This window comes from Aeromicrobium sp. Leaf350, from assembly GCF_916858655.1.
Taxonomy (GTDB): domain Bacteria; phylum Actinomycetota; class Actinomycetes; order Propionibacteriales; family Nocardioidaceae; genus Aeromicrobium.
The window spans coordinates 91,938-107,849 of record NZ_CAKASL010000001.1; the positions used below are offsets into that span (position 1 = coordinate 91,938).

The following is a 15,912-nucleotide window of genomic DNA, read 5'->3' on the forward strand; positions in this document are numbered from 1 at the left end:
GCGGTGTGCGCTCTCCTCGACGGCTCCTCGGCCTCCTGCTGGTCCCCGCCCTGCTCGCCGGATGCACCGGCGGCGGGGAGGAGACGACCGATCCCGACACGGCTGCGACGCGGCTGGAGAGCGCGGCCACCGCGCTCGCCGACGCCGAGCGGCTCGACTTCTCGCTCGCCGTCGACGGCGAGCTGCCCTCGGGCGTCCAGGGTCTGGAGTCCGCGAAGGGCTTCGGCAACCGCACGCCCGCGTTCGACGGCGACGTCACGATCGCCACGGGCGGCACGAGCCTGAGCGCCGAGGTCGTCGCGGTCGACGGCCAGGTGTGGGCCAAGCTCGGCTTCTCCCCCGACTTCTTCACGATCGACCCGGCCGAGTACGGGGCTCCCGACCCGGCGCAGCTGATCGGCCTTCCCGGCGAGGGCATCGTGTCGCTGCTGGCCGAGGTGGACGTCGCCAAGGCGTCGCAGGAGCGCGACGGCAAGGACGTCCTCACCGCGATCACCGGCGCGGTGCCGGGCGACCTCGTCGCCGCGCTGATCCCGTCGGCCGATGCCGCGGCCGACTTCGACGTCGTCGTCCGGCTGACCGAGGACGACGAGATCCGCGACGTCACGCTCACGGGTGGGTTCTACCCCGACGCCGACGAGGTCACGTACGTCGTGACGGTCAGCGCGTCGTCGGAGTCGTCGACGATCGAGGCGCCGGTCCGCACCGGCGGCGCCTGATCCCGGGCTCGGCATGACGCAGCCGAGCGTCCCCCGCACCGACGGCGTGCGGGCCGCGACCCACGGGTTGCTGGCGCTCGCCGCCGTGGCGATCGGCTTCGCGGCCGCCGACACCTACGTGGTCGTCCTGGCGCTGCCGGACATGATGTCGGCCGCCGGCCTCGACGTCGACCAGCTGCAGCGGGCGGCCCCGATCGTCTCGGGATTCCTGCTCGGCTACGTGGCCGTGCTGCCGCTCATCGGTCGCATCGCCGACGTCCGCGGACGTCTCCCCGTGCTCACCGGCTGCCTCGTGGTGTTCGCGGTCGGATCCGTCGTCACCGCGGCCGCGTACGACCTGGAGTCGATGGTGGCCGGCCGTTTCGTGCAGGGCCTCGGGGGCGGCGGCCTGATCCCGCCGACCCTCGCGCTCGTCGCCGACGCCTGGCCCCCGGAGCGACGCGGGCTGCCCCTCGGCGTCGTCGGTGCGGTCCAGGAGCTCGGCAGCGTGCTCGGGCCGCTCTACGGTGCCGTCGTGCTGGCCGTCGGCGACTGGCGCGACATCTTCTGGCTCAACGCCGCGGTCGGTGCCCTGATCGGCGCCGCGATGCTGCGGCTGCGCACCGGTGACGTCGAGTCGCCCGCCGCCGAGGAGCCAGGTGGCCCGCCGGCTCGCGGACGCCCCGACCTCCTCGGGATGCTGCTCGCCGTCGTCGCGGTCGTGGTCCTCGTGGTGGTCATGCTCGAGCCCGCCTCGCTGACGCGCGGCATCACGAGCGGCCTGGCGTTCATCCCCGTGACCGGCGACTCCCGCTGGCTCACCCCCCTGGCGCTCTCGCTCTACGGGGTCGTGGCCCTCTTCGTGCTGCGGCAGCTGACGGCGAGGCGACCCCTCGTCGCGATGCGTGCCTGGCCCGACGTCGCCCGCCAGATCGACCTGCTGGGTGCCGCCCTGCTGGCCGTGGCGCTCGGCACCGTGATCGTCTCCTTCGCGTCGGCCGACCCGGAGCAGCACGCGATCTCCGAGGACGCGCCGTGGCTGCTCGCGATCGGCGCCGCGGCGCTCGCGGGGTTCGTCGTGCGCCAGCGCACGGCGCGCGACCCCCTGGTCCCCCGCGGTGCCCTGACCGCGCGACCGGCCTGGGGAGCCGTGGTGGTGTCGTTCCTGATCGGCGGCTCCCTCATCGCGGCCCTCGTCGACATCCCGCTGTTCGCCCGTCTGACCGTCTACCGCGACTCCCAGCTCGACGCGGCCCTCGTGCTCGTGCGCTTCCTCGTCGCCCTGCCGATCGGCGCGATCGTCGGTGGCTGGTTGTTGCGGCGGGTCGCTCCGGCTCCGCTCACCGCCGTCGCGATGCTGCTGTCCGCCGCAGCGTTCTGGCACATGTCGACGTGGGACCGCACGTCGCTGGAGTCGCCGGTCGAGACGCTGTCGCTCGTCGCCGGTGGTCTCGGGTTCGGCCTCGCGATCGCACCGGTCAATGCGGCGCTGCTGGACCACACCCGCGACGCGGTGCACGGCATCGCGAGCGCTCTGCTGGTCGTGGCCCGCATGGTCGGCATGCTGATCGGCATCTCCGCGCTCACCACGCTCGGACTGCGGTCGTTCTACGCCGAGGCCGGCGACATCGGCTCCCCGGCCGACGTGTGCGGCGGCACGACGCGCTGCCGCGCCTACGACGACCTCGTGCTCGACGCCGGCATCGCCCAGCTCCACACCGTCTTCACCGCAGCGGCCGTCCTGGCCCTGGTCGCCGGACTCCTGGCCCTCGTCCTGCTGCGACGTGCACCCCAGGTGACCGAGTCGCCCTGACGGACGACGGTGGCCGCCGATACGCTGGGCGCATGGCTTTCGACGACCTCCTCGCCGCGAACCGGACCTACGCGGCCGACTTCCACCACGGCGGCTTCGACGGGATCGCCCGCGCCGGCGTCGCGATCGTGACCTGCATGGACTCGCGCATCGATCCCCTGCGGGTCGTGGGCCTCGAGCCCGGCGATGCGAAGATCCTGCGCAACCCTGGCGGCCGCGTGACCGACCAGGTGCTCGTCGCCGTCGTCCTCGGCGTCACGCTCCTGCAGGTGCGCCGCGTCATGGTCGTGCAGCACACCCGCTGCGCGATGGCCTCGGCTCCCGAGGAGGAGCTGCAGGCCCGCATCAGCACGGCGACCGGGACCGACGCCAGCTGGATGTCGCTCGGCGCGATCACCGACCAGGAGGCCACGATCCGGGCCGACGTGCACAAGGTCGAGAGCCATCCGCTGGTGCCGGACGACATCGAGGTCGGCGGCTTCGTCTACGACGTCGACTCGGGACTTCTCACCCCGGTGGTCTGACGCCACCCGACACACCCGGGTTCAGTACCGGGCGAAGACCTGCACGAAGTAGCGCTGGTAGCAGCTCGGACCGTCCACGTAGCCGATGCCGAGGTGCGTGAAGTCACCGAGCAGGTTCGCGCGGTGCCCGGGCGAGTCGATCCAGGCCTGCACGACCGAACCGGGCTGCTGCCCGGCGGCGATGTTCTCGGCGGCACTCGACCAGCCGGCCGGGATCTGGCTCGCGTAGCTCGGGTTGTGCGCGAACGTGCAGGAGTTGTGCAGGTGCCACGTCCAGTTGCCCGCGACGACGTTGAGCTCGTTCGCGAGGGTCACCGGTGGCTTGCCGTTCTGCGCACGGATGGCGTTGGTGTCGTCGAGGATCTGCCGGACCTGCGGCGTGATCTGCTCCGCGGGGGTCGGCGTGACGGCCGCGCTCGCGGCCTGCCTCGGTTCGGACAGCGTCGCTGAGCCCGCGGTCGAGCCGACCAGGACGAGGGACGTGACGGCCAGGGCGGCCACCAGGAATCGACGCATCATGCTTCTCACTCCTTGGGCGTCCGGGGGCCCGCGGGTCGGGGCGAGCCCCTTCTCCTCGACGGTAGCCCGGGAGCCTGCACCCCGCATCCGTGCTGGTCAGCCGCCTGACGTCGCGTCCTCGGCCCCCGGATCGAGGGCACCCTCGACCTCGCGGGTGCTGAGCCAGCCGTCCGGCACGACGACCCGCTTCGGCGTGCCCTGCCGGCCGCGCGGGCGTCCGAGCTCGGCGACGGGGAACGGCTCGGTCGGGTCCAGGTCGCCCAGCAGTGCGTCGAGAGCCGCGTAGGACGAGACCTTGCCCAGCTGGCTGCGGACGGCCGAGCCGGCCGCGAAGCCCTTGAGGTACCAGGCGACGTGCTTGCGGAACTCGATGCAGCCGCGCTCCTCGCCGAGCCAGCCGCCCAACAGCTCGGCATGACGCCGCATGACGGCCGCGACGTCGCCGAGGTTCGGCGTCGTGAGGACCTCGCGGCCGGTGAGCGCCGCCGCGAGGTCGCGGAACAGCCACGGCCGCCCCAGGCAGCCGCGCCCCACGACGACGCCGTCACAACCGGTCTGGTCCATCATCGCGACCGCGTCGGACGCCTCCCAGACGTCGCCGTTGCCCAGCACCGGGATCGACGTCGACGCCTTCAGCTCGGCGATGGCCGACCAGTCGGCCCGGCCGGAGTAGTGCTGCACGGCGGTGCGGCCGTGAAGCGCGATCGCGGCGCAGCCGGTGTCGGCCGCGATGCGTCCCGCGTCGAGGTACGTGAGGTGGTCGTCGTCGATGCCCTTGCGGGTCTTCATCGTGACCGGCACGCCGAACGGCTCCGCCGCGGCGACGGCCGACGTCAGGATCTGTCCGAGCAGCCGGTCCTTCCACGGCAGCGCAGCGCCACCGCCCTTGCGGGTGACCTTGGGCACCGGGCAGCCGAAGTTGAGGTCGACGTGCTGCACGCCGTGCTCCTCGCACAGGATCGACACCGCGCGACCGATCGTGTCGGGGTCGATCCCGTAGAGCTGCACCGACCGCACGGTCTCGACGCCCGAGAACGTCAGCATCGACAGGCTCGTGCGATCGCCCTCCACGATGCCGCGCGACGTGATCATCTCGCACACGTACAGTCCGGCGCCCTGCTCGGCGCAGAGCTGGCGGAAGGCCGCGTTGGTCACCCCGGCCATGGGGGCCAGCACGACCGGCACGGGGACCTCGAGGTCGCCCAGGCGCAGCGGCGCCGGCATCGTCGAGGTCGTCATCCCCCGATTGTCTCAAACCCGGTGACGGGGCGGCAGCCAGCCGTTCTCGACGGCCACCCGGACCGCCTCGGCCCGCGTGCGGGCACCGGTCTTGCCGATCGACGACGAGAGGTGGTTCCGCACCGTGCCCTCCGACAGGGACAGCTCCCGGGCCACGTCGGCCACGGTCCCGCCGTCGGCGGCCGCCCGCAGGACGTCGGTCTCGCGATCCGTCAGGGGCGAGGTGCCCTGCGTCAGCGACTCCGCGGCCAGCGAGGGATCCACCACGACGAGCCCCGCGTGCACGCGACGCACCGCGTCGGCCAGCTGGGCGGCCGGTGTGTCCTTCACGACGAAGCCACCGGCGCCCGCCGCCATGGCGGCCCGGAGGTAGCCGGGGCGGCCGAAGGTCGTGACCATCAGCACGCGGCAGGTCGGCAGCTGCGCGCGCACCAGCCGAGCGGCCTCCAGCCCGTCGAGACCGGGCATCTCGACGTCGAGCAGGGCCACGTCGACCTCGTGCGCACGGGCCGCCGCCACGACCTCGTCGCCCCGCGCGACCTCGACGACGACCTCCAGGTCAGGCTCGAGCGACAGGAGCGCGGCGAGAGCGCCGCGCACCAACGACTGGTCGTCGGCCACCAGGAGGCGGATCACGCCGGCACCACGACCTCGACCGCGAACCCGGCACCATCTGGTCCCGGGCCGGTGTGCAGGACGGCGCCGACGCGGCGCGTGCGGTACCGCAGACCCTCGAGGCCCGTGCCACCCGCCGTCGCTGCTCCCGTGCCGCGTCCGTCGTCCCACACGCGCATGCTCCGCTCGTCGACCTCGACCCAGCACGCCCGTGCACCGCTGTGGCGGACCACGTTCGTGACGCTCTCGCGGAGCACCCAGGCGTACAGCTCGCGCCACTGGCTCGGCACCACCTCGGCGACGGTGGGCAGGTGCGGGTGGATGCCCGCGGACGTCAGCGCGGATCGCGCCGCAGCGATCTCCCGCGGCAGCGAGAGCGCCTGCAGTCCGCTCGTCGTGGAGCGGACGTCGGCCAGGGCGTCGCGCGCGAGGCGCTGCACGTCGGCGAGCTCGCTCTGCGCCCGTTCGGGATCGGTCGCGAGCAGGCGGCCGGCCAGCTCGGACTTGACCGAGATCACTGTCAGCGAGTGGCCCAGGATGTCGTGCAGGTCCCGCGCGATGCGGGTGCGCTCCTCCTCGATCGCCAGCTCCGCGAGATCCTGCTCGGCGCGGGCCAGCTGACGCTGTCGCTGCAGGGCGAGACGGAACGACCACACGGCACCGGCCGCCAGGATGATCGCGAAGTCGTTGCCGTGCGCGTCCCATCCGTCGACGGTGCGCCCGGACACCGCGGCGACCAGCACGAGGGCCACGGTCACGACCACGGCCCAGCGCGCCGGCAGCGACGCGGCCGCGAGGGCCACCACGAACACCAGCAGCACCAAGGACTCGTCGCCCGCGCCGGGAATCGTGAGAGCGGTCAGCATCAGCATCGCGGCGACCAGCAGCGCCGGCAGCAGGTACTCGCGGCGCTCGTGGGCCCGCTGCACCCCCAGCAGGCCCACGACGTACGCCGCGACGAAGACGACGACGGCGGCGACGCCGACCCCGCCCCAGATGCCGTCGTGGGCGAGGAGGACCTGGACCGGCTCGGTCAGGAACACGAGCCAGATGCCCGCACCGACCAGGCGGACCCAGGTGGGTCCGCCCGCGGCGCGGGCCCCTGACGTCAGCACGATCTCACTCTAGGTCGCCACCCGGACCGTTGCGGTCGTCAGACACGAGCCGTGTCGCGGCTCATCCGCCACGCCGCTCCGACCACGAAGACCGCGGCCCACGCCACGACGTTGAGGGTCGCCAGCAGCAGGTCACCACCGTCGCCGAACGGGGCTCGAGCCAGCTCGCCCACGCCGTAGGCGGGGGTCAGGCGGGCGACGTCGGCGAACGTGTCGCTGAACTCGCTCAACGGCACGAACAGCCCACCGGCGAGGGACAGCACCGCGAGCGCCGGGCCGAGCACCTGCATGACGTTCTCGCTCGGCAGCAGGTAGCCCATGAAGAGCCCGAACGCCGCGAACACGAGCGAGCACACCCAGGCCAGCACCCCGCACGCCACGAGGCGGCCCGTGGAGAGCTCGGCCCCCACGAGGTGACCCACCACGAAGACCACCACGATCGCGACCGCACCCATCGCCATGGCCACGACGGCCTTGACGAGCACGTAGGCGACCGGGTGCAGCGGCGTCAGCCGCAGCTGTCGGCTCCACCCCACGGCACGCTCGGTCGCGACCATCGCTCCACCGGAGGTCGTCGCGATCATCGCGCCGTACACCGCCATGCTGACCATGATCCAGGCCGTGACGTTGCCGTGGCCGGCCTGCTCGGTGCGGTACTGCTGGTCCGTGCCGAAGAGCAGGAAGAACAGGCTCGGCACCACCAGGGTGAAGACGACGGCCCTCCGGTTGCGGAGCAGCCGGCGCAGCTCGAGCCGCAGGATGGTCGGCGAGAACCCGCCGCGGGCCGGGGCCCGTCGGACCGGGGTGTCGGGAGTCGTGACGGTCATGCGAGTGCTCCTTCGGTCGCGGGGGCGTCGGTGGTGAGGGCCACGAACGCCTCCTCGAGGTTGCGCGTGGTGATCTCCACGTCGTGGGCGGGCGTGCGGGTGAGGAGGTGCCGCACGACGTGGTCGGAGTCGACGGCGTGCACGATGACCTGGTCGCCGCGCACGTCGATCGCGTCGACACCCTCGATCGCGGCCAGGGCACGGCGGTCGGCGCCGGGCCACGTGGCTCGCACGGTGCGGCCGACGGCCAGGGCCTTGACCTCGCTGGCCGTCCCGTCGGCGACGACCCGTCCGTGGTTCACCATCACGATCCGGTCGGCGTAGGCGTCAGCCTCCTCGAGGTAGTGCGTCGCGAACAGGGTCGTCCGCCCACGGGTCGCGTCGTCGCGGATCGCGGTCCAGAAGTCGCGGCGCCCCTGGACGTCCATTCCCGTCGTGGGCTCGTCCAGGATCAGCAGGTCCGGGTCCGGGATCAGGGCCAGGGCGAAGCGCAGACGCTGCTGCTGGCCGCCGGAGGCCTTGCCGACGAGGCGGTCGGCCACGTCCAGGAGACCGGCACGCTCCAGGACCTCCCCGACCGGTCGGGAGGGGCGGAAGAGCGACGCCACGAGCTCGACGGTCTCGCGGATCGTGAAGTCCTTGAGCAGGCCGCCGGACTGCATGACGGCGGCCACGCGCCCGTGGGCGACGGCGTCGCGAGGACTGCCCCCGTACACCTCGACGATGCCGGTCGTGGCGGTCGAGAGACCGAGGAGCAGGTCGATCGTCGTGGTCTTGCCGGCACCGTTCGGGCCGAGGAAGGCGACGACCTCACCGGGGGCGATCGTCAGGTCGATGCCACGCACGGCCTGCACGTCGCCGAAGGTCTTGGTGACGCCGTCCAGTCGGACGGCGGGAGGAGCGGAAAGGTTCATGCTCCCAGCGTCGGCCCGAACCGGGCTCCGTCCCCGGGCCGGACGTCACGACCTCGCCGTGACAGATGTCAGGGGGTCCAGGTGATGGTCGAGTCGTCGCCGTCGGGCTGGAGGTCGACCGACACGAGCACCTGGCCGGCCGGCACGAGGTAGACCAGGCACAGCGTCGCGGTCTCACCCGGGAGGAAGCTCTCGGGCAGCTGGCCCGACGGGCACGGTGCGAAGCTGCCGACGATCGGGGTGGGCGGCAGGAGGGTGTCGGCGTCGTCGCGGGCGAAGACCGGGAGCGCCACGCCACCGAGCCCCGCGGGACCCTCGTTCAGCACGGTCAGGTCGACGTAGAACGGCGCCGACGCCTGCTGGTCCGGGGTCAGCGAGAAGAACCGGAAGTCCTCGATCGCCCCCTTGCGCACGTTCGCGATCGTCACGGTGATCGCGCTCGCGGCCTGCTCGTCGACCTGGTAGACAACGGTCGCGGCCTCCCCCGCCGTGCGGGTCGTGCCGGGCTTGGTGATCGACACGCCGTCGGGCACCTCGAAGCCAGCCGGCACCGACGGTGTCGGCTTCGGCTCCTCCTCGCCGCCGCACGCGGCGACCGGGACCAGGAGAGCCAGCGCGCACAGGCTCAGACGGAGACGGCGAGACATCGTGATCACGCCGAGATTGTCACCCAGGAGGGGCTCAGCAGCCGGGCAGGCGCGCCGCGAGCCACTCGCGAACCTGGCTCAGCGCCACCCGCTCCTGCTGCATCGTGTCGCGCTCCCGGATCGTCACGGCCTGGTCGTCGAGGGTCTCGAAGTCGACCGTGATGCAGAACGGCGTGCCGATCTCGTCCTGGCGGCGGTAGCGGCGGCCGATCGCCTGGGTGTCGTCGAAGTCGACGTTCCAGTAGCCGCGCAGCTCCTTCGCGAGGTCGCGCGCGGCCGGCGAGAGTGCCTCGTTGCGCGAGAGCGGCAGCACCGCAGCCTTGACGGGCGCGAGGCGGTGGTCCAGGCGCAGCACGGTGCGGACGTCGACGCCGCCCTTGGTGTTCGGGGCCTCGTCCTCGGCGTACGCGTCGACGAGGAACGCCATCATCGACCGGTTCACGCCGGCTGCGGGCTCGATGACGTACGGCGTCCAGCGCTCGCCCGTGGCCTGGTCGTGGAACGAGAGCTCGCTCCCGGAGTGCTGGCTGTGCGTCGTGAGGTCGAAGTCGGTGCGGTTGGCGACGCCCTCGAGCTCGCCCCACTCCGAGCCCTGGAAGCCGAAGCGGTACTCGATGTCCACGGTGCGCTTGGAGTAGTGCGAGAGCTTCTCGGCGGCGTGCTCGTAGAAGCGCAGGTTGTCGGGCGTGACGCCCAGGCCGGTGTACCAGCCCATGCGCTCGGCGAGCCAGTACTCGTGCCACTCCTCGTCGTCGCCGGGCTTGACGAAGAACTCCATCTCCATCTGCTCGAACTCGCGCGTGCGGAAGATGAAGTTGCCCGGCGTGATCTCGTTGCGGAAGCTCTTGCCGATCTGACCGATGCCGAACGGCGGCTTCTTGCGCGCGCTCGTCATGACCTGGCCGAAGTTCACGAAGATGCCCTGGGCCGTCTCGGGGCGCAGGTAGTGCAGCCCCTCCTCGGACTCGACCGGGCCGAGGTAGGTCTTCAGCAGGCCGTTGAACATGCGCGGCTCGGTCCACTGGCCCTTGGTGCCGCAGTTGGCGCAGGCGATGAGGTCCATCGAGACGGTGTCGGGATCGATCTCGTCCTGGCCCGGCTTGTTCTTCTTCTCCGCGTAGGCCTCCTGCAGGTGGTCCTGGCGGTACCGGCGGTGGCACGAGAGGCACTCGACCAGCGGGTCGACGAAGGCAGCAAGGTGGCCGGAGGCCTCCCAGACGCGCGTGGGGAGAATCACCGAGGAGTCCAGGCCGACGACGTCGTCGCGTCCCTGCACGGTCGAGCGCCACCACTGGCGCTTGATGTTCTCCTTGAGCTCGACGCCCAGCGGGCCGTAGTCCCAGGCCGACTTGGTGCCGCCGTAGATCTCACCGCACTGGTAGACGAATCCCCGGCGCTTGCAGAGGCTGATGACGGTGTCGATCGTGGACGCAGGCATGTGGTTCTCACTTCTCCCGGCTGGATGTCGGCGGGGTGTGCGGCCGTCGTGACGGCCCGCTCCCGAGGATCGGACCAGCGTATCGAGGCGCACGTCTCGCCCTGCACACGGACGGGCACGGCGGGTCGATTTGACAATGATTCCCATCCGCGTGAGACCATGGAGTCATGCGTCGTGCCGCCCTGATCGCCCCTGCCCTCCTGCTGCTCTCCCCCCTCCTCGTCGCCTGCGGCGACGGCAGTGGCGACGACGGCCCGACCGTCGTGACCTCGGCCTACCCCTTCCAGTTCCTGGTCGAGCGGGTCGCGGGCGACTACTACGCCGTCGAGAACCTCACGCGCCCCGGCGCCGAGGCGCACGACCTCGAGCTCAGCCCGCGTCAGGTCGCCGACGTGCAGGGGGCCGACCTGGTCGTCTACGTCGAGCACTTCCAGGCCGCCCTCGACGAAGCGGTCGAGCAGGCCGACCGCGAGGACGACACCACGGTCGACCTCGCCACCGTCGTCGACCTGCTGGAGGCCGACGAGGAGAGCCACGAGGGTCACGACCACGGCGACGAGGAAGAGGGGCACAAGGACCACGACCACGGTGGCGTCGACCCGCACTTCTGGCTCGACCCGCACCGGATGGAGCTCGCCGCGCGAGCCATCGGCGAGTCCCTCGCCGAGATCGACCCCGACCACGCCGACGACTACACCGCGAACGCCGAGGAGCTCGTCACCGAGCTGCAGACGCTCGACGCGGACTTCACCGTGGGACTGCAGAACTGCGAGCTGCGCACGATCGTGACCGCCCACTCGGCGTTCGGCTACCTCGCTGACGCGTACGACCTGACCCAGATCCCGATCGCCGGCCTCGAGCCCAGCGCCGAGCCGTCGTCGGCCCAGCTCGCCGAGATCAGCGACCTGGTGACCTCCGCGGGCGTCACCACGGTCTTCACCGAGGAGCTCGTCGACCCCCGGGTGGCCGAGACCGTCGCGAACGCCACTGGGGCCACGACGGCTATCCTCGATCCGATCGAGGGTCTCAGCGAGGCCACCGCCGACGAGGACTACTTGTCCCTGATGCGGAACAACCTCGACGCGATCCGGGAGGCCAACAGGTGCCAGTGAGCCCAGGCACGGACGGTGGCGCCGGTGGCCCGGCGCTGCCCGAGCCCGTGCTCCAGGCGAACGGCATCACGGTCGACCTCGGTGGGCGCTCGGTCCTGACCTCGGTCGACCTCACGCTCGGACGCGGCGAGGTCGTCGCCGTGCTGGGCGCCAACGGTTCGGGCAAGTCCACGCTGGTGCGCGCCGTCATCGGGCTCGTCCCGAGGCGCGCCGGCAGCGTCGAGCTGTTCGGCACGCCGCTGGAGCGCTTCCGCGACCGCGCCCGCCTGGGCTACGTGCCGCAGCGCAGCACCGGGTCGACGGGCGTGCCCGCCACGGTCCGCGAGGTCGTGCTGAGCGGTCGTCTCGCCCGCCGGCGCTTCCTCGGCCCCGCGTCGCGCGCCGACAAGGCGGCGGCCGACCGGGCCATCGAGCTCGTCGGCCTCACGCCCCTCCGCGGACGTCCCGTCACCGAGCTCTCCGGCGGTCAGCACCAGCGCACCCTGATCGCCCGTGCCCTGGCGTCGGAGCCCGAGCTGCTCGTGATGGACGAGCCGCTCGCCGGCGTCGACGCGGCCAGCGGGCACCAGCTCGCGCGCACGGTCGGCGACCTCGTGGCGTCCGGCACCGCCGTCCTGCTCGTCGAGCACGACCTCGGACCCCTGACCGACGTCGTGGACCGCGCCGTGGTGATCGACCACGGACGCGTCGCCTACGACGGACCTGCCCACGGGGCGCCGACCGAGCACGTCCACCACCACCCGCACGACGGCGAGCCGGCCCGGCTCCAGCCCCTGCCCGGCGAGGGCGTGCTCTGATGCTGGAGCTGCTCGACTACCCCTTCATGCGCCTGGCCCTCGCGGCCGCCGTGATCACGGGCGTCACCGCGCCGGCGATCGGGACCTTCCTCGTGCAGCGCCGACTCGCCCTGCTCGGCGACGGCATCGGACACGTCGCCCTGACGGGCGTGGCCCTCGGGCTCCTGACCGGTACCGCTCCCCTGCTCACCGCCGTCGTCGCCGCGACGCTCGGTGCGCTCGCGATCGAGCTGCTGCGCACCTACGCGCGCACGTCGGGCGACGTCGCGCTGGCGATGCTGTTCTACGGCGGCCTCGCCGGCGGCGTCATGCTGATCAACTTCGCGGGCGACAGCGCCGCCAAGCTCAACAGCTACCTGTTCGGCTCGATCGTCACGGTCACCTCCTCGGACCTGATCACGGTCGCGATCCTCGGCGGGCTCGTGCTGGCCGTCGTGCTCGCGGCCACCCCGCAGCTGTTCGCGGTCTGCCAGGACGAGGATCACGCCCGGGTCAGCGGCGTTCCCGTGCGTCTCTACGGCATCCTCATCGCCGTCCTCGCCGCCGTCACGATCACCGTCGCGATGCGCACCGTGGGTCTTCTGCTCGTCTCCGCACTGATGGTCGTGCCGGTCGCCGCCGCCCAGCAGGTCTCCCGGAGCTTCCGCGGCACCCACCTCCTGGCGATCCTGCTCGGCCTCCTGGCCGCCGTCGGCGGGGTCGTCGCGAGCTTCGAGATCGACACGCAGCCCGGGCCGACCATCGTGCTCATGGCGCTCGCGTTCTTCGCGGTCCTGGCCGGCGTGCGTGGCGTCGTGGCGCTCACCGGTCGCTGGCGGGGCCGCCCTCTAGAATCAGGCTGAAGGAGGATCGTCACCATGGTCGTCACCCCCCGCAACACCCGTCAGCGCCGCGCCGTCGCGGCGATCCTGGAGGACCTCGAGGGCTTCGCGAGCGCGCAGGAGATCCACGACCTGCTGCGCCACCGCGGCGAGTCGGTCGGTCTCTCGACGGTCTACCGCAACCTGCAGGCCCTGGCCGACGCGGCCGAGGTCGACGCCCTGCGCAACGACGAGGGCGAGACCCTGTACCGCCAGTGCAGCACGGGTCACCACCACCACCTCGTGTGCCGCGCGTGCGGCCGCACCGTCGAGGTCGAGGGTCCCACCGTCGAGCGGTGGGCCGACGGGGTCGCCGCCCAGCACGGGTACGTCGACATCGCGCACACCCTGGAGATCTTCGGGACGTGCGGCGACTGCGCCAGGTGATCGTCCTCGACCGCGACACCTGGCTGCCGCGGGCCGAGGCACACCGTGAGCGGGCCGAGCGCTTCACCCGGCCCCACCTCGAGCGCCGGCGCGCCGGCACCGACCACCCGGTCGAGGACTTCCTGTTCGAGTACTACAACTACTCCCCCGGCGCCCTGACGCGCTGGCACCCCGGCCTCGGCACGGGGATGGCCGACGCCGCCGAGCACGCCGCGCTGGGTGCGTACCTGACGGTCGACGGCGTCACCGCGGTCGACGCCTCGCGGCTCGAGCGGCGCCTCCCGGGCCTGCGCTGGACCCGCACGCTGCTCGAGCGCACCCGCGACGCCGAGCCGCGGTGGAGCTGCTTCGGCCTGCACGAGTGGGCCATGGTGCACGGCGCCGGTCCGGAGCGTCGCCACACCTCGCAACCTCTGCGGCTCGGCGACGCAGGCACCGACGAGGTCGTCCGCTCGCACACCCTGCAGTGCACGCACGTCGACGCCTTCCGCTTCTTCACGCCGTCCGCTGCACCGCTCAACGCCCACCAGCTGACCCGCGACGACCAGATCGGCCACGAGCAACCAGGCTGCGTCCACGTATCGATGGACCTGTATCGGCTCAGCTTTCGACTGATGCCGTTCGCCGAGTCCACGATCGTGCTCGACGCCTTCGAGCTCGCGCTCGACGCCCGCCGCGTCGACATGCGCGCCTCGCCCTACGACGTCACGAACCTGGGCCTCGACCCGATCCCGGTCGAGACCCCCGAGGGCAAGGCCGAGTACGTGCGCGAGCAGCGACGGCTCGCGGCACTGGCCGAGCCGATCCGGGCACGCCTGCTCGCCGAGGTGACGGGGCTGCTCCAACACGCCGCCGAGACCACCGGCGAGCCCGCGGTCTGAACATCAGGTGCCTGAGGCGTTTCGTCTCCTAGTTCGACGCCGATGGAGGTCAGGTGCCGTCGGAGACGATCACCGGGATGTACGAGATGATCGCCATCATGGACCGACCCGTGGCGCCCGAAGCCTTGGTCTTCGTCGTGGCACCCGACGACATCGTGATGATGTACCAGACCGCACGCGAGCTGGTGTCCTTCATGCGACGCATGGACGAGCAGGAGCGAAGGTCCGCTTCCTTCTTCACGATCGACGGCGAGGAGCTGGATCTCACCAGAACTCTCGCCGGCGGCGTATGGCTCATGCACTCCGGGCGGGACGGTTCAGATGATCTGAGTCGGGCGTTCCGGGCGCTCGCAGACGACGACGACACCGATGCGCACGTTGACCCACGGCTGGTCGCGAACGAGGTGCTGGAGGTTGAGTGGGAATCGAGGTGGCCACGACGTCCGCGGTGGCTCCGTCGACTGATCCGGGGCCAGCGAGCTCCAACGATCGACGATCGGTGGCGCAGAGGAGCGGTGTGACGTAGTCCGCACCACGCGTCCACGGTGCGAGGAGGCTCTGCGCCGATGCCCTCGTCGAGCCTGCTCTTACGCCACTGGCGGTCCCGAATCCGCACTCGGATCACACCCGCGGCTCTAGCATCAACGACGTGCAGTACCTCGTCTTTGCGGCCATCGCTGTCGGCCTCGGCCTCCTCGCACCGCGGATCGAGCGGACGTTGCGAGCGCAATTCGGCGATGACGATGGCGACGGCGAGACGGGCTTCCTCCTGGCGTTCTTCGGCGGGATCGTCGGCCTGTTCGTGCTGTTCCTTCTCGGCGCAGGCATCTGGTACCTCGCCTTCGAGCGATAAGAACCCTCGCGGGGCGCCCGCACTTGACGTGCGAGACGCAGCGCTCTTGCAGGCCCGCGTCCGGCGCACGGCGGTGATCCATCCACCTAGGGCGGTGAGTCAGCCACCGTATGAGCGCTCATGCGGTGGCTGACTCACCGCCCGCCCCCATGAGGAGGTCTTTCGGTGGCTGACTCACCGCCCGCTCCGGGCGTCACCGTAGGCTGGGTCGGTGCCTGCAGCAGTGCGCGAGCCCGGAGGGCTCCACCTCGTCGACGGACCCGACCTGACCGGGGCGGACGTCCATGCCGTCTGGACCATTCGTGACGTCGTGTTCAACGTCGAGCAGCGTTGCGAGGACGCCGATCCCGACGCGGTCGACCTGCGGCCCACCACGTCGCACCTGTGGCTGGCCGACGACGCCGGCATCACGAGCTACCTGCGCACCTACGTCACCGCCGACGGCGTACGACGCGTCGGCCGTGTCTGCACGCGGAAGGACGCCCGCGGAACCGGGCTGTCCGGATCGCTGCTGCGCGAGGTGCTCGAGCGCTGGGGCGACCAGCGCATTGACCTGGGAGCGCAGGCCTACCTGCACGACTGGTACGCCGGGTTCGGCTTCGTGCGGAGCGGCGACGACTACGTCGAGGCGGGCATCGACCACGTGCCGATGACGCGGCAGCCCACCTGAGCG

The 15,912-nt window shown here is 71.8% G+C and carries 19 protein-coding genes; 11 read left to right on the plus strand and 8 right to left on the minus strand.

The features are described 5' to 3' along the window. The first annotated feature begins 5 nt into the window (after positions 1-5). The 3 genes from LO931_RS00490 to LO931_RS00500 are packed head-to-tail and all read left to right on the plus strand — an operon-like array spanning position 6 to position 3,035. Positions 6-719 carry an LppX_LprAFG lipoprotein gene (locus LO931_RS00490; RefSeq protein ID WP_229051237.1) on the plus strand — a complete coding sequence of 238 codons (714 nt, stop codon included), beginning with the start codon at positions 6-8 and terminating at the stop codon, positions 717-719. Between the two features lie 13 nt (positions 720-732). Next, complete coding sequence (locus tag LO931_RS00495; protein ID WP_229051238.1) at positions 733-2,511, plus strand: MFS transporter; 1,779 nt, start codon at positions 733-735, stop codon at positions 2,509-2,511. A 32-nt stretch (positions 2,512-2,543) separates the two neighbouring features. After that, positions 2,544-3,035: a carbonic anhydrase gene (locus tag LO931_RS00500; RefSeq protein ID WP_229051239.1), complete on the plus strand. Its 492-nt coding sequence runs from the start codon at positions 2,544-2,546 to the stop codon at positions 3,033-3,035. Positions 3,036-3,056: 21 nt separating this feature from the next. On the opposite strand, the gene LO931_RS00505 is transcribed toward LO931_RS00500, so the two are convergent. The 8 genes from LO931_RS00505 to LO931_RS00540 form a co-directional block, all read right to left on the minus strand. Then, the gene (locus LO931_RS00505; RefSeq protein ID WP_229051240.1) at positions 3,057-3,554 is read right to left on the minus strand and encodes a CAP domain-containing protein; all 498 of its coding nucleotides are present in this window, start codon (positions 3,552-3,554) and stop codon (positions 3,057-3,059) included. A 96-nt stretch (positions 3,555-3,650) separates the two neighbouring features. Beyond that, the gene (gene dusB / locus LO931_RS00510; RefSeq protein WP_229051241.1) at positions 3,651-4,793 is read right to left on the minus strand and encodes a tRNA dihydrouridine synthase DusB; all 1,143 of its coding nucleotides are present in this window, start codon (positions 4,791-4,793) and stop codon (positions 3,651-3,653) included. Between the two features lie 12 nt (positions 4,794-4,805). Beyond that, entirely contained in the window at positions 4,806-5,429 is a 624-nt protein-coding gene (locus tag LO931_RS00515; protein WP_229051242.1) for a response regulator transcription factor, read from the minus strand. Then, on the minus strand, positions 5,426-6,523 hold the full coding sequence (locus LO931_RS00520; RefSeq protein ID WP_229051243.1) for a sensor histidine kinase: 1,098 nt from the start codon (positions 6,521-6,523) through the stop codon (positions 5,426-5,428). The genes LO931_RS00515 and LO931_RS00520 overlap by 4 nt, the downstream gene beginning before the upstream one ends. Before the next feature lie 38 nt (positions 6,524-6,561). Next, positions 6,562-7,350, minus strand: a complete 789-nt coding sequence (locus tag LO931_RS00525) for an ABC transporter permease (protein WP_229051244.1) — start codon at positions 7,348-7,350, stop codon at positions 6,562-6,564. Then, entirely contained in the window at positions 7,347-8,264 is a 918-nt protein-coding gene (locus LO931_RS00530) for an ABC transporter ATP-binding protein (RefSeq protein ID WP_229051245.1), read from the minus strand. The genes LO931_RS00525 and LO931_RS00530 overlap by 4 nt, the downstream gene beginning before the upstream one ends. Positions 8,265-8,332: 68 nt before the next feature. After that, a complete protein-coding gene (locus LO931_RS00535) occupies positions 8,333-8,920 on the minus strand; it encodes a hypothetical protein (protein ID WP_229051246.1) in 588 nt (195 codons plus the stop codon). 25 nt (positions 8,921-8,945) lie between these two features. Then, positions 8,946-10,349 carry a glycine--tRNA ligase gene (locus tag LO931_RS00540; RefSeq protein WP_229051247.1) on the minus strand — a complete coding sequence of 468 codons (1,404 nt, stop codon included), beginning with the start codon at positions 10,347-10,349 and terminating at the stop codon, positions 8,946-8,948. A 167-nt stretch (positions 10,350-10,516) separates the two neighbouring features. On the opposite strand from LO931_RS00540, the gene LO931_RS00545 reads away from it, so the two are divergent. The 8 genes from LO931_RS00545 (at position 10,517) to LO931_RS00580 (ending at position 15,909) form a co-directional block, all read left to right on the plus strand. After that, entirely contained in the window at positions 10,517-11,461 is a 945-nt protein-coding gene (locus tag LO931_RS00545) for a metal ABC transporter substrate-binding protein (protein ID WP_229051248.1), read from the plus strand. Further along, on the plus strand, positions 11,458-12,258 hold the full coding sequence (locus LO931_RS00550; RefSeq protein ID WP_229051249.1) for a metal ABC transporter ATP-binding protein: 801 nt from the start codon (positions 11,458-11,460) through the stop codon (positions 12,256-12,258). Before LO931_RS00545 ends, LO931_RS00550 begins: the two co-directional genes overlap by 4 nt. Further along, a complete protein-coding gene (locus LO931_RS00555; protein ID WP_229051250.1) occupies positions 12,258-13,100 on the plus strand; it encodes a metal ABC transporter permease in 843 nt (280 codons plus the stop codon). The genes LO931_RS00550 and LO931_RS00555 overlap by 1 nt, the downstream gene beginning before the upstream one ends. Before the next feature lie 15 nt (positions 13,101-13,115). Beyond that, positions 13,116-13,505: a Fur family transcriptional regulator gene (locus tag LO931_RS00560; RefSeq protein WP_229051251.1), complete on the plus strand. Its 390-nt coding sequence runs from the start codon at positions 13,116-13,118 to the stop codon at positions 13,503-13,505. Beyond that, a complete protein-coding gene (locus LO931_RS00565; RefSeq protein ID WP_229051252.1) occupies positions 13,484-14,386 on the plus strand; it encodes a 3-methyladenine DNA glycosylase in 903 nt (300 codons plus the stop codon). The genes LO931_RS00560 and LO931_RS00565 overlap by 22 nt, the downstream gene beginning before the upstream one ends. Before the next feature lie 77 nt (positions 14,387-14,463). After that, positions 14,464-14,907, plus strand: coding sequence for a hypothetical protein (locus LO931_RS00570; RefSeq protein WP_229051253.1), 444 nt, complete (start codon positions 14,464-14,466; stop codon positions 14,905-14,907). A gap of 128 nt (positions 14,908-15,035) precedes the next feature. After that, positions 15,036-15,239, plus strand: coding sequence for a hypothetical protein (locus LO931_RS00575; protein WP_229051254.1), 204 nt, complete (start codon positions 15,036-15,038; stop codon positions 15,237-15,239). 211 nt (positions 15,240-15,450) lie between these two features. Continuing rightward, positions 15,451-15,909, plus strand: coding sequence for a GNAT family N-acetyltransferase (locus LO931_RS00580; protein ID WP_229051255.1), 459 nt, complete (start codon positions 15,451-15,453; stop codon positions 15,907-15,909). Positions 15,910-15,912: the final 3 nt, after the last annotated feature.

Bases quoted from the DNA above. Each gene is read 5' to 3' on its own strand.
- LO931_RS00555 (WP_229051250.1), top strand. From the start codon at position 12,258: ATGCTGGAGCTGCTCGACTACCCCTTCATGCGCCTGGCCCTCGCGGCC.
- LO931_RS00530 (WP_229051245.1), bottom strand. From the start codon at position 8,264: ATGAACCTTTCCGCTCCTCCCGCCGTCCGACTGGACGGCGTCACCAAG.
- LO931_RS00495 (WP_229051238.1), top strand. From the start codon at position 733: ATGACGCAGCCGAGCGTCCCCCGCACCGACGGCGTGCGGGCCGCGACC.
- LO931_RS00560 (WP_229051251.1), top strand. From the start codon at position 13,116: ATGGTCGTCACCCCCCGCAACACCCGTCAGCGCCGCGCCGTCGCGGCG.
- LO931_RS00525 (WP_229051244.1), bottom strand. From the start codon at position 7,350: ATGACCGTCACGACTCCCGACACCCCGGTCCGACGGGCCCCGGCCCGC.
- LO931_RS00570 (WP_229051253.1), top strand. From the start codon at position 14,464: ATGTACGAGATGATCGCCATCATGGACCGACCCGTGGCGCCCGAAGCC.
- dusB (WP_229051241.1), bottom strand. From the start codon at position 4,793: ATGACGACCTCGACGATGCCGGCGCCGCTGCGCCTGGGCGACCTCGAG.
- LO931_RS00505 (WP_229051240.1), bottom strand. From the start codon at position 3,554: ATGATGCGTCGATTCCTGGTGGCCGCCCTGGCCGTCACGTCCCTCGTC.
- LO931_RS00540 (WP_229051247.1), bottom strand. From the start codon at position 10,349: ATGCCTGCGTCCACGATCGACACCGTCATCAGCCTCTGCAAGCGCCGG.
- LO931_RS00500 (WP_229051239.1), top strand. From the start codon at position 2,544: ATGGCTTTCGACGACCTCCTCGCCGCGAACCGGACCTACGCGGCCGAC.
- LO931_RS00545 (WP_229051248.1), top strand. From the start codon at position 10,517: ATGCGTCGTGCCGCCCTGATCGCCCCTGCCCTCCTGCTGCTCTCCCCC.